10 protein-coding genes are annotated in these 12,840 nt (G+C 68.1%); all 10 read left to right on the forward strand.

Features of this window, described 5'->3' with window-relative positions:
- From nuoF to OG205_RS35485, 10 genes are read left to right on the forward strand one after another with little or no spacing between them, the layout of a single operon-like run.
- Complete coding sequence (gene nuoF, locus OG205_RS35440; protein WP_330272254.1) at nt 1–1,281, forward strand: NADH-quinone oxidoreductase subunit NuoF; 1,281 nt, start codon at nt 1–3, stop codon at nt 1,279–1,281.
- A complete protein-coding gene (locus OG205_RS35445) occupies nt 1,278–3,725 on the forward strand; it encodes an NADH-quinone oxidoreductase subunit G (RefSeq protein ID WP_330272255.1) in 2,448 nt (815 codons plus the stop codon). The genes nuoF and OG205_RS35445 overlap by 4 nt, the downstream gene beginning before the upstream one ends.
- A 26-nt stretch (nt 3,726–3,751) precedes the next feature.
- The gene (nuoH, locus tag OG205_RS35450; RefSeq protein WP_330278297.1) at nt 3,752–5,047 is read left to right on the forward strand and encodes an NADH-quinone oxidoreductase subunit NuoH; all 1,296 of its coding nucleotides are present in this window, start codon (nt 3,752–3,754) and stop codon (nt 5,045–5,047) included.
- A 2-nt stretch (nt 5,048–5,049) separates the two neighbouring features.
- Complete coding sequence (gene nuoI, locus OG205_RS35455) at nt 5,050–5,583, forward strand: NADH-quinone oxidoreductase subunit NuoI (RefSeq protein WP_330272256.1); 534 nt, start codon at nt 5,050–5,052, stop codon at nt 5,581–5,583.
- The gene (locus OG205_RS35460; protein ID WP_442916629.1) at nt 5,580–6,428 is read left to right on the forward strand and encodes an NADH-quinone oxidoreductase subunit J; all 849 of its coding nucleotides are present in this window, start codon (nt 5,580–5,582) and stop codon (nt 6,426–6,428) included. Before nuoI ends, OG205_RS35460 begins: the two co-directional genes overlap by 4 nt.
- The gene (nuoK, locus tag OG205_RS35465; protein WP_109628915.1) at nt 6,425–6,724 is read left to right on the forward strand and encodes an NADH-quinone oxidoreductase subunit NuoK; all 300 of its coding nucleotides are present in this window, start codon (nt 6,425–6,427) and stop codon (nt 6,722–6,724) included. Before OG205_RS35460 ends, nuoK begins: the two co-directional genes overlap by 4 nt.
- Nucleotides 6,725–6,734: 10 nt before the next feature.
- On the forward strand, nt 6,735–8,672 hold the full coding sequence (gene nuoL, locus OG205_RS35470) for an NADH-quinone oxidoreductase subunit L (protein ID WP_330272257.1): 1,938 nt from the start codon (nt 6,735–6,737) through the stop codon (nt 8,670–8,672).
- Complete coding sequence (locus OG205_RS35475) at nt 8,669–10,237, forward strand: NADH-quinone oxidoreductase subunit M (RefSeq protein ID WP_330272258.1); 1,569 nt, start codon at nt 8,669–8,671, stop codon at nt 10,235–10,237. Before nuoL ends, OG205_RS35475 begins: the two co-directional genes overlap by 4 nt.
- Before the next feature lies 1 nt (nt 10,238).
- On the forward strand, nt 10,239–11,816 hold the full coding sequence (gene nuoN, locus OG205_RS35480) for an NADH-quinone oxidoreductase subunit NuoN (RefSeq protein WP_330272259.1): 1,578 nt from the start codon (nt 10,239–10,241) through the stop codon (nt 11,814–11,816).
- Nucleotides 11,817–11,835: 19 nt separating this feature from the next.
- A complete protein-coding gene (locus OG205_RS35485) occupies nt 11,836–12,837 on the forward strand; it encodes a polyprenyl synthetase family protein (protein WP_442916630.1) in 1,002 nt (333 codons plus the stop codon).
- Nucleotides 12,838–12,840 lie beyond the last annotated feature (3 nt).

The raw sequence follows: 12,840 nt of genomic DNA on the forward strand, positions 1-12,840 counted from the left end.
ATGGTTGACCCGCTGACTCCTGTTCTCACCAAGCGCTGGACTGAGCCCAAGTCCTGGACCATCGAGACCTACGAGCGCACCGGTGGCTACACCGCCCTGCCCAAGGCGCTGACGGCCCACCCGGACCAGCTCATCCAGCAGTGCAAGGACTCCGGACTGCGCGGCCGCGGCGGCGCGGGGTTCCCCACCGGCATGAAGTGGGGCTTCATCCCGCAGGGCGACGGCAAGCCGCACTACCTCGTCATCAACGCCGACGAGGGCGAGCCCGGCACCTGCAAGGACATCCCGCTGATGATGGCGGACCCGCACTCGCTGATCGAGGGCGTGATCATCACGTCGTTCGCCATCCGCGCGAACTTCGCGGCGATCTACGTCCGCGGCGAGGTCCTGCACTGCATCCGCCGCCTCAACGCGGCGGTGCGCGAGGCGTACGCCAAGGGCTACCTGGGCAAGAACATCCTCGGCAGCGGGTTCGACCTCGACGTGGTGATCCACGCCGGCGCCGGCGCGTACATCTGCGGCGAGGAGACCGCGCTGCTCGACTCGCTGGAGGGCCGTCGTGGCCAGCCGCGACTCAAGCCGCCGTTCCCCGCGACCTCGGGCCTCTACGCGTCGCCCACTGTCGTGAACAACGTCGAGACCATCGCGTCGGTTCCCTTCATCGTCAACGGTGGCGCGGACTGGTTCCGCGAGATGGGTCGCGACCGCTCACCCGGTCCGAAGATCTACTCGCTGTCCGGCCACGTCACGCGGCCCGGCCAGTACGAGGCGCCGATGGGCACCACGCTCCGGCAGCTGCTGGACATGGCCGGTGGCATGAAGGACGGCATCCCGCTGAAGTTCTGGACGCCGGGTGGTTCGTCCACGCCGATGTTCACCGCGGAGCACCTCGACGTGCCGCTGGACTTCGAGGGTGCCGCCGAGGCCGGTTCGATGCTGGGCACCACCGCCCTGCAGCTCTTCAACGAGACCGTGTCCGTGCCGTGGGCCGTCATGAAGTGGACGGAGTTCTACAAGCACGAGTCGTGCGGCAAGTGCACGCCGTGCCGCGAGGGCACGTACTGGCTCGTGCAGATCCTGCAGCGGATGGTGGCGGGCAACGGCACGGCGAGCGACATCGACACGTTGCTCGACGTCTGCGACAACATCCTCGGCCGCTCGTTCTGCGCACTCGGTGACGGTGCCGTCAGCCCGATCACCAGTGGCATCAAGTACTTCAAGGACGAGTTCCTCGCCTTGTGCGACCAGAACTCCAAGGTCCTGGCTGGAGCGAACGCATGACCATCGCGCCTGACAAGCCCACGACGGCTGAAGTCGTTGTCCCAGAAGGACACGTCAAGCTCGTCATCGACGGCGTCGAGGTCATCGCGCCCAAGGGCGAGCTGCTGATCCGCACGGCCGAGCGCCTCGGCACGGTCATCCCGCGCTTCTGCGACCACCCGCTGCTGGAGCCCGCGGGCGCCTGCCGCCAGTGTCTCGTCGAGGTCGAGATGGGCGGCCGGCCCATGCCGAAGCCGCAGGCCTCCTGCACGATGACGGTCGCGGACGGCATGGTCGTGAAGACCCAGCTGACGTCGCCGGTCGCGGACAAGGCCCAGCAGGGTGTGATGGAGCTGCTGCTCATCAACCACCCGCTGGACTGCCCGATCTGCGACAAGGGCGGTGAGTGCCCGCTGCAGAACCAGGCGATCGCCCACGGCCGCAGCGACTCCCGCTTCCACGAGCACAAGCGGACGTTCCCGAAGCCGATCAACATCTCCACGCAGGTGTTGCTCGACCGCGAGCGTTGCGTGCTCTGCCAGCGCTGCACCCGGTTCTCCGCGCAGATCGCCGGCGACCCGTTCATCGAACTGCTCGAGCGCGGCTCGCAGCAGCAGATCGGTGTGGCGCAGGACAAGCCGTTCCAGAGCTACTTCTCCGGCAACACCATCCAGATCTGCCCGGTCGGCGCTCTCACGTCGGCGGCCTACCGCTTCCGCGCCCGGCCGTTCGACCTCGTGTCGACGCCGAGCGTCTGCGAGCACTGCTCGTCGGGTTGCGCCGAGCGCACCGACTGGCGGCGCGGCAAGGTGCAGCGCAAGCTCGCCGGCGACGACCCGCAGGTCAACGAGGAGTGGATCTGCGACAAGGGCCGGTTCGCCTTCCGCTACGCCACGACCGGTGACCGCATCAAGCGTCCGCTGGTCCGCGACGCCGAGTCCGGTGAGCTGCGCGAGTCGTCCTGGACCGAGGCGCTGCAGGTCGCGGCCGCCGGTCTGACGGCTGCTCGCGAAGCCAACGGCGTCGGTGTGCTGACCGGTGGCCGGCTGACCGTCGAGGACGCCTACGCGTACTCGAAGTTCGCCCGGATCGCGTTGCACACCAACGACATCGACTTCCGCGCCCGGCCGCACAGCGCCGAGGAGCTGGAGTTCCTGTCCGGCACCACGGTGTTCACCAACCCGGACAACGGAGTCACCTTCCAGGGCATCGAGTCCGCACCGGCCGCGCTGCTGGTCGCGTTCGAGCCAGAGGAAGAGGCGCCGATCGTCTTCCTGCGCCTGCGCAAGGCCGCTCGCAAGGGCACCACGAAGGTCTTCCACCTCGGCCAGTACACGACCCCGGCCGTGGAGAAGACCTACGGCACGCTGCTCGCCTGCGTGCCCGGTGCCGAGGCGAACGCCCTCAACGCGTTGCCGGAGCACGCTTCCGACGTCGTCGACCTGCTCGGCAAGCCCGGTGCGGTGATCCTGGTCGGCGAGCGCGCCGCCGAGATCCCCGGCGCGTTCTCCGCGGTCGCCAGGCTGGCCGAGCGCACAGGCGCCAAGGTCGCGTGGATCCCGCGCCGTGCCGGTGAGCGCGGCGCGCTCGCGGTCGGTGCCACGCCGAACCTGCTGCCCGGTGGCCGCCACGTCGCGAACGCCGCGGCGCGCACCGAGGTCGAGCGCACCTGGGGCGTCGAGGAGGGCTCGCTTCCCGCGACGCCGGGCCGCGACACCACGGGCATCCTCGAAGCCGCCGCGAACGGTGAGCTGTCCGGCCTGCTGGTCGGCGGCGTCGACCCGTTCGACCTGCCCGACCCGCGGCTCGCGGAGAAGGCCCTGGCCGGCGCTGGTTTCATCGTGAGCCTGGAGCTCCGTCCGAGCGCGGTCACCGCGTACGCCGACGTCGTGCTCCCGATCGCCCCGACGGTCGAGAAGGCAGGCAGCTTCCTCAACTGGGAGGGCCGTCGCCGTGAGTTCGGCGCGACCCTCGAAGCCGCCGGTTCGCTGTCGGACTGCCGCGTGCTCGACACCCTCGCGGTGGAGATGGACGCGGACCTGTTCACGCAGACGCCCGCAGCCTCCGCCGCCGACCTGGCCCGCCTGGGCGAGGGGACGCCGAGCGGTTCCTCGCTCAACGTCGCCGCGCCGCTGGTGTCCCCGGCCGGCGCGGGCAAGGCCGTGCTCGCCACGTGGCACCGCCTGCTCGGCAACGGCTCGCTGCAGGTGGACGAACCGCACCTCGCCGGCACCGCTCGCCCGGTCGTCGCGAAGGTCGCGGAGACCACCGCGCGGCAGTTCGGCCTCGAGTCCGGCGGGTTCGTGACGGTCTCCACCGAGCGTGGCGCGATCACGCTCCCGGTCGAGACCGACGACCTGCCAGAGGGCGTCATCTGGCTGCCCACCAACTCGGGTGACGTGACCGTGCGCCGCACGCTCGGCGCGGGCCACGGTTCGATCGTCTCCGTCAGTGGGGTGAAGTAATGACCCAGCACATCCACGCGGCTGAGATCGGCGAGACCGCGAAGCTGCTCGCGGACGACCCGTTCTGGCTGATCCTGATCAAGGTCGTCGCGATCTTCGCGTTCCTCGTGGTCATGACTCTGTTCATGATCAACTGGGAGCGCAAGGTCGTGGGGCGGATGCAGCAGCGTCCCGGCCCCAACCGAGTGGGCCCGAACGGCTGGCTGCAGTCGCTCGCGGACGGTCTCAAGCTCGCGTTCAAGGAGGACATCCGGCCTGTCCTCGCGGACAAGTGGGTCTTCTTCCTCGCGCCGGTGATCTCCTGCATCCCCGCGTTCCTCGCGTTCTCGGTGATCCCGCTCGCGGGCGAGGTCAACCTGTTCGGCGAACAGACCGCGCTGCAGCTCGTCGACCTCCCGGTCGGCGTGCTGGTGGTGCTCGCCTGCTCCTCGATCGGCGTCTACGGCATCGTGCTGTCCGGCTGGGCCTCCGGCTCGCCCTACCCGTTGCTGAGCTCGCTGCGCGCCGCGGCACAGGTGATCTCCTACGAGATCGCGATGGGCCTGTCGATCGTCGCGGTGATCATGTTCACCGGCTCGATGTCGACCGGTGACATCGTCGGCGCGCAGGCGACCACCGTGCTCGGGTTCGCGCCGGGCTGGTTCGGCCTCCTGCTGTTCCCCAGCTTCGCGATCTACGTCGTGTCGATGGTCGGCGAGACCAACCGCGCCCCGTTCGACCTCCCCGAGGCCGAGTCGGAGCTCGTCGGTGGTTTCCACACGGAGTACAGCTCGCTGAAGTTCGCGCTGTTCTTCCTCGCCGAGTACGTGAACATGGTGACCGTCTCGGCGCTCGCGACCACGCTCTTCCTCGGCGGCTACCACGCCCCGTGGAGCGGTGAGTTCATGAACAGCGGCTGGTGGGGCCTGCTCTGGTTCGTCATCAAGACGCTGGGCTTCCTGTTCCTCTTCATCTGGCTGCGCGGCACGCTTCCCCGCCTGCGCTACGACCAGTTCATGAAGCTGGGCTGGAAGGTGCTGGTCCCGACCAGCCTCGTCTGGATCATGGCCGTGGCGGTCATCCGCACCGGCGCGATCCAGCAGCTCTCCACGGCACAGCGGCTCATCGCGCTCGGCGTGATCGTCGGCCTCGTGCTGCTGGTCTCGTTCCTGCTGCCGGACAAGAAGGTCCAGGACACCAAGGGCGTTCCGCTCGCGGGTTCCGGCTTCCCCGTGCCGCCCCTCGACCTCGTCGTTCCCAAGGCCGCGCCGAAACGCAAGGTCAAGGTTGCCACGCTCCCCAAGGAGACGGCAGCCGTCACCACCGGTAAGGAGGCTGAGTAGGGATGTTCGAGTCCCTGAAAGGCTTCGGAGTCACCTTCGGCACCATGTTCAAGAAGGTGGTGACGGAGGAGTACCCCGAGGTCAAGAAGGTGACCGCGCCGCGGTTCCACGGCCGTCACCAGCTCAACCGGCACCCGGACGGGCTGGAGAAGTGCGTCGGCTGCGAGCTGTGCGCGTGGGCCTGCCCGGCGGACGCGATCTTCGTCGAGGGTGGTGACAACACCGAGGAGGCGCGGTTCTCTCCCGGTGAGCGCTTCGGCGCCGACTACCAGATCAACTACCTGCGCTGCATCGGCTGCGGCCTGTGCATCGAGGCGTGCCCGACCCGTTCGCTCACGATGACGAACGAGTACGAGCTCGCCGACGACAACCGCCAGGACCTGATCTTCACCAAGGAGGACCTGCTCGCTCCGCTGCTGCCCGGCATGGAGCAGCCGCCGCACCCGATGCGGCTCGGTGAGAACGAGCAGGACTACTACGTGAACGGCCCGCAGCTCGCGAAGGTTGCTCTGGAGGAAGAGGGGAAGCAGAAGTGAGCTTCCTGACCTTCCTCGCCCAGCAGCCGGAGCCCGTGCAGCGCGTGGTCGACACCGTGACCACGGGCGAGGCGATCGCGTTCTGGGTGCTCGGCCCGCTCGCGCTGGCCGGCGCGCTCGGCATGCTCTTCGCGCGCAACGCGGTGCACTCCGCGCTGTGGCTCGTCGTGACGATGCTCAGCCTCGGTGTGCTGTACATGATCCAGCAGGCGCCGTTCCTCGGCTTCGTGCAGATCATCGTCTACACCGGCGCGATCATGATGCTGTTCCTGTTCGTGCTGATGATGGTCGGCCGCGACAGTTCGGACTCCGTCGTCGAAGTGATCCGCGGCCAGCGACTCGCGGCCGCGCTGCTCGGCATCGGGTTCGCCGTGCTGCTGGTCGGCTCGGTCGGCCGCGCGCTGAACGGTGTCGACGCCCGCGGCCTCGCCGAGGCGAACACCACGAACGGCGGCAACGTCGGCAACATCGGCCAGAAGCTCTTCACGGACTACCTGTTCGCGTTCGAGCTCACGTCGGCGCTGCTGATCACCGCCGCCCTCGGCGCGATGATCCTGGCCTTCGTCGGCCGCGACGGGAAGCCCGCCAAGAAGACGCAGAAGGAACTCGTCGAGGAGCGCTTCCAGGACGGCAGGCGGGTCGGCTCGCTGCCGGGCCCTGGCGTCTTCGCCACCGCCAACTCGGTGGCCACCCCCGCCCTGCTGCCCGACGGCAGCGTGTCGGAGGAGTCGCTGTTCGACGTCATCGAGGCGACCGACAAGTCCACGCTGTCGGACGACGTCGCCGACGTGGCCGGCACCGGGCACGAGGCCGACGCGCACGCGCTCAAGGGAAGTGAGTCGTGACTCCCACGTACTACCTGCTGCTGTCGGCACTGCTGTTCAGCATCGGCGCCGTCGGCGTTCTGGTGCGCCGCAACGCCATCGTGGTCTTCATGTGCGTCGAGCTCATGCTCAACGCGGTCAACCTGACCCTGGTGACGTTCGCGCGGATCAACGGCTCGCTCGACGGTCAGGTGATGGCGTTCTTCGTGATGGTCGTCGCCGCCGCGGAGGTCGTCGTCGGCCTCGCGATCATCATGTCCATCTTCCGGACGCGTCGCTCGGCCTCGGTCGACGACTCGAACCTGCTGAAGTACTGAGGGGTCACCGGTGACGGAACCTGTTGTCGCCAGCGGGGTCGCGAGCTTCGCCTGGTTGTTGCTCGCGCTGCCCGCGTTCGGTGCGGCGGTGCTGTTGGTCAGTGGCAGGCGCGCCGACAAGTGGGGCCACCTGCTCGGCAGCGCCACGTTGCTGGCGTCGTTCGGCTACGCGCTCGCGTTGTTCTTCTCGACGATCGGCATCTCGAACGCAGAGGAGCGGGTGCAGAACCTGCACCTGTTCAACTGGATCGACGTCAACGCGCTGACCGTCGCGTTCGGACTGCGGATCGACCCGCTGTCGCTGACGTTCGTGCTGCTGATCACCGGTGTGGGCTCGCTGATCCACATCTACTCGATCGGCTACATGGCGCACGAGGAAGGCAGGCGGAAGTTCTTCGCCTACCTCAACCTCTTCGTGTCCGCGATGCTCCTGCTGGTGCTGGGCAACGGCTTCGTGACCCTGTACTTCGGCTGGGAGGGCGTCGGTCTCGCCTCGTACCTGCTGATCGGCTGGTACCAGTACAAGCCGGAAGCGGCATCGGCGGCCAAGAAGGCCTTCCTGATGAACCGCGTCGGTGACCTGGGTCTGGCCATCGCGATCTTCATGATGTTCAACCGCCTCGGGACCACGCAGTACACCGAGGTCTTCAGCCGGGTCAGCGAGTTCTCCAGCGCCGAGGTCCTCGCGATCACGCTGCTGCTGCTCCTGGGCGCCTGCGGCAAGTCCGGTCAGTTCCCGCTCCAGGCCTGGTTGCCGGACGCGATGGCCGGCCCGACCCCGGTGTCCGCCCTGATCCACGCGGCGACGATGGTCACGGCGGGCGTGTACCTGATCGCCCGTTCCAACCCGCTCTACAACCTGAGCGAGGACGGCCGCCTGGTCGTCATGATCATCGGTGCTGTCACGCTGCTGATCGGCTGCATCATCGGTTGCGCCTACGACGACTTCAAGAAGGTCCTGGCGTACTCGACGGTCTCACAGATCGGCTACATGATCCTCGCGGTGGGCCTCGGCCCGATCGGCTACGCGCTGGGCATCATGCACCTGCTGACGCACGGTTTCTTCAAGGCAGGGCTCTTCCTCGGTGCCGGTTCGGTCATGCACGGCATGAACGACGAGGGCAACATCCGCAGGATGGGCGGGCTTTACAAGTTCCTGCCGATCACGTTCGTCACCTGGACGCTCGGCTACCTCGCGCTGATCGGCATCCCGCCGTTCGCGGGCTACTTCTCGAAGGACGCCATCATCGCGGCGGCGTTCACCGGGGAGGGCTGGCGCCCGTACGTCTTCGGTGGTGTCGCACTGCTCGGTGCCGCGCTGACCGCGTTCTACATGACGCGCCTGCTGATCCTCGTCTTCCTGGGCAAGCCCCGCTGGAAGGAACTGAAGTCCGAGGACGGCAAGGAATACCACCCGCACGAGTCCCCGCTGACGATGACCGTCCCGATGATCATCCTCGCGGTCGGCTCGATCGGTGGCGGCTGGTTCCTCTCCTCCGGCGGACGTCTGGCCGGCTGGCTGGAGCCCTCGCTGGGCGAGCTGAAGGAAGAGCACGGCGTGATCTCGCACGGCATGGTCGGGATCCTGACCGTCGTGCTCGCGCTCGTCGGCGCCGGTCTCGCGTTCCTGCTCTTCGGCCGGCGCAAGCAGCCGGTCGAGCGGCCGGTGCGGGTGTCCTGGCCGGTGCGCGCTGCCCGTGCGGACCTCTACGGCAACGCACTGAACGAGGCCCTGTTCGCGCGGCCGGGCACCTGGCTCACCCGCGCGCTGGTGTTCTTCGACCTCAAGGGCGTCGACGGTCTGGTCAACGGGACCGCGGCGCTGCTCGGCGGTAGCTCCGGCCGGTTGCGCAGGCTGCAGACCGGGTTCGTCCGCTCCTACGCACTGTCCATGCTGCTGGGCTCGATCTTCGTGCTCGGAGCGCTCCTGGTGGTGAGGTTCTCGTGACCTGGGTTCTGATCGCACTGCTGGTGGTGCCGCTGGTCGGCGCGCTGGTGGTGGCGTTCCTGCGCAAGGACGACAAGAAGGCCAAGCTCGTCGCGCTGGCGTTCTCGCTCGTCGAGCTCGTGCTCGCCGTTCTGCTGTGGGCCGCCTACGACCCGGACGGCGACCGCATCCAGCTCGCCTCGGGCGTGGACTGGATCCCGGCTTTCGGCGTGCGGCTGCAGTTCGGCATCGACGGCATCGCGCTGGTGATGATCGCGGTCATCGCGCTGCTGATCCCGCTGGTGATCGGTGCCGGCTGGACGGAGAAGCTGCCCGCCGGCCGTTCGCAGGGCGGGTACCTCTCGCTGATCCTGATCCAGGAGGCCGTGACGGTCGCGGTGTTCGCCGCCACCGACGTCTTCCTGTTCTACGTGCTCTTCGAAGTCATGCTGATCCCGATGTACTTCCTGATCGGCGGCTACGGCGGCGCGCGCAGGCAGTACGCGGCGGTCAAGTTCTTCCTGTACTCGTTCCTCGGCGGCCTGATCATGCTGGCCTCCGCGATCGGCGCCTACGCGATGGCGTCGGACGAGCTGGGCAAGGGCACGTTCGACTGGGCGACGCTGGTGAAGGTGGTCAGCGACGCCGACTCGACGACGCAGACCTGGCTGTTCCTCGGCTTCTTCCTGGCGTTCGCGATCAAGGCGCCGCTCGTGCCGTTCCACACCTGGCTGCCCGACGCGGCCGCCGAAGCGCCCATCGGCGTGACGGTGATCGTCGTCGGCATCCTGGACAAGGTCGGCACGTTCGGCATGCTGCGCTACCTGCTGCCGATGTTCCCGGAGGCGTCGAAGAACCTGGCGCCGTACGTGCTCGTGCTCGCGGTGGCCGGTGTCCTTTATGGATCGCTGCTCGCCACGGGCCAGCGGGACATGAAGCGGTTCCTCGCCTACGTCTCGATCGCCCACTTCGGCTTCATCGCGCTCGGCATCTTCTCGTTCACGTCGCAGGCAGGCGTGGGCTCGGTGTCGTACATGCTCAACCACTCGATCTCGACCGGCATGCTGATCCTCGTGGTCGGCATGGTGATCGCGCGCGGTGGTTCGTCGCTGATCGCCGACTACGGCGGCATGTCGAAGGTGGCCCCGCTGCTCGCGGGCATGCTGCTGCTGTCGGGTCTGACCACGCTGTCGCTGCCGGGCACGAACTCGTTCGTCTCGGAGTTCCTGGTGCTGATCGGCTCGTTCCCGACGCAGCCGGTGTTCACGATCATCGCGACGGTCGGCATGGTGCTCGCAGCGCTCTACGTGCTGTGGCTCTACCAGCGGATCATGACCGGCCCGCTGCGCGGCGACGCGCTCATCGGTGCGGCGGCCGGTCCGGGTGCCGTGGGTGACCCGGAGAAGAAGACCACCATCGGCGACCTCGACAAGCGTGAGATCGCAGTGCTGGCACCGCTCGTTGTCATCGTGCTGGCGCTCGGGTTCTACCCGCAGCCGGTGCTCGACGTCATCACCCCGACCGTTGGGGCGACGCTGACCGAGGTCGGCGTGACCGACCCGGTCACCGTGCAGGAAGGCAAGTGACGTGAACCTTCTCGTCGCTCAGGCGCAACAGATCGAGGCGCCGGAGATCCATTACGGCGCCATCGCGCCGCTGCTGATCGTGCTCGGCGCGGCATGCGTCAGCGTGCTGCTGGAAGCGTTGCTGCCCAAGCATCAGCGGTGGGCCGTGCAGCTCGTGCTCACGCTCGTGACGCTGGTCGGTGCCGTTGGCGCACTGATCGTCTACGCGACGTCGGAGCCTCCCGAGCAGGGCGTGGCGACGCTGGCGGGCGCGATCGCGGTCGACTCGCCGTCGCTGTTCCTGTGGGCCACGTTGCTGGTGCTGGGATTCGGCTCGGTGTTGCTGATCGCCGACCGTTCGGTGGAGCCCGGTGGCGCATTCGTGGCCCAGGCCGCGATCCGTCCTGGCACCGTGCAGGACCGCGCGCAGGCGACGAAGACCGGCATGCAGACCGAGGTCTTCCCGCTCACGCTGTTCGCGCTCGGCGGCATGATGACGTTCGTCGCCTCGAACGACCTGCTGACGATGTTCATCGCGCTGGAAGTCCTGTCGCTGCCGCTGTACCTGCTGTGCGGCCTGGCTCGCCGCCGTCGCCTGCTCTCGCAGGAAGCGGCCGTGAAGTACTTCCTGCTCGGCGCTTTCGCCTCCGCGTTCTTCCTGTACGGCGTCGCTCTGCTGTACGGCTACGCGGGTTCGGTGAAGCTCTCGGCCATCGCGACCGCGGCCGGCGGCACGGACCGTTCCGACACGCTGCTGTTCGCGGGCTTCGGCCTGCTGGTGGTGGGCCTGCTGTTCAAGGCCGCCGTCGGTCCGTTCCACGCCTGGACCCCGGACGTGTACCAGGGCGCACCGACGCCGATCACGGCGTTCATGGCCGCGTGCACCAAGGTCGCCGCGTTCGGCGGCATCCTGCGCGTGCTCACGGTCGCGTTCGAGAACACGCAGTGGGAATGGCGTGGCGTGCTCTACGGCGTCGCGGTCGTGTCGATGGTGATCGGCGCGATCCTGGGCCTCACCCAGACCGACGTGAAGCGCATGATCGCGTACTCCTCGGTGGCGCACGCGGGCTTCCTGCTGATCGGCTCCATCGCGCTGACGCCGGAAGGCGACGCACCCGGTGTGAGCGCGACCATGTTCTACCTGCTGGCGTACGGCTTCACCACGATCGCCGCGTTCGGCATCGTGTCGCTGGTCCGCAACTCGGACGGCGAGGCGACGCACCTGTCGCAGTGGGCGGGTCTCGCGAAGCGGTCGCCGATCGTGGCGGCCACCTTCACGTTCCTGCTGCTGGCCCTGGCCGGCATTCCGCTGACGTCCGGCTTCATCGGCAAGTTCGTCGTGTTCAGCGCGGCGATCGAGGCCGGCCTGACGCCGCTCGTGGTGATCGCACTGGTGGCCTCGGCCGTCGCGGCGTTCTTCTACCTGCGGGTGATCGTGCTGATGTACTTCAGCGACCCGGCTCCGGACGGCCCGACCGTGACGGTGCCCGGCGCGTTCACCACGATCGCGATCACGCTGGGCGCCGTGGTGACCTTGGTGCTGGGTTTGTGGCCCACGTTCGTGCTCGATTGGGCGGGTACCGGCTCCTTCCTCAGCTAGGTGTACGTAGGCTGCTGGTGTGACCAGTAGCGAGCATGAGGGACCGGGGTTCGCGTTGGTGGACCCCGTGCTCACTCAGGTAGTCCAGGACGGCCTGGCCGAGGTGGAGCAGATCCTGCACGAAGTCGTGCAGAGCGAGTTCCACCCGGTCACGGAGACGTCCCTGCACCTCGTGGAGGCGGGCGGCAAGCGGATCCGCCCGCTCTTCACACTCCTCGCATCGCAGTTCGGCGCCGACTGGGACCGGGAAAAGGTCATCAAGGCGGCCGCTGTGGTCGAGCTCACCCACCTCGCGACGCTCTACCACGACGACGTCATGGACGAGGCGACCATGCGGCGCGGAGCGGTCTCCGCGAACGTCAAGTGGGACAACAGCATCGCGATCCTGACGGGCGACTTCCTGTTCGCCCACGCGTCCCGGCTCACCGCCGATCTCGGCACGGACGCGGCGCGGATCATCGCGGAGACCTTCTCGGTCCTGGTGACCGGTCAGATGCGCGAGACCGTCGGGCCGAAGCCGGACGAGGACCCGATCTCCCACTACCTCACGGTGATCGAGGAGAAGACGGGCGTCCTGATCGCCACCGCGGCCAGGTTCGGCGGCATGTTCTCCGACGCGACCGAGGAGCAGACGGACGCGCTGCGCCGGTACGCCGAGGTGATCGGGGCGGCGTTCCAGATCTCCGACGACGTGATCGACATCGCTTCGCCGTCCGTGACGTCCGGCAAGACGCCGGGCACGGATCTGCGCGAGGGCGTGAAGACGCTGCCGATGCTCTACGCGCTGGCGGACCCGTCCGAGACGCGGCTCGCCGAGCTGCTGGCGGAGCCGATCACCGAGGACGAGCTGGTGGACGAGGCCCTGGCCCTGCTGCGGAAGTCCGCGGGCATGGACAAGTCGCGCGAGATGCTCGACGACTACGTGGACCGGGCCCGCACGGAGCTGAGCAAGCTGCCGGAGTGCGCCGCGCGGGACGCCCTCGAAGACCTCGCCGTGTACGTCGTGGAGCGCTCTCGCTAGTGA

Origin of the sequence: Lentzea sp. NBC_00516, from assembly GCF_036346835.1 — a bacterium.
Taxonomy (GTDB): Bacteria; Actinomycetota; Actinomycetes; order Mycobacteriales; family Pseudonocardiaceae; genus Lentzea; species Lentzea sokolovensis.

What these genes read in the sequence shown, in the direction of transcription:
- nuoF (WP_330272254.1), top strand. Translation starts at nt 1, where the DNA reads ATGGTTGACCCGCTGACTCCTGTTCTCACCAAGCGCTGGACTGAGCCC.
- OG205_RS35445 (WP_330272255.1), top strand. Translation starts at nt 1,278, where the DNA reads ATGACCATCGCGCCTGACAAGCCCACGACGGCTGAAGTCGTTGTCCCA.
- nuoI (WP_330272256.1), top strand. Translation starts at nt 5,050, where the DNA reads ATGTTCGAGTCCCTGAAAGGCTTCGGAGTCACCTTCGGCACCATGTTC.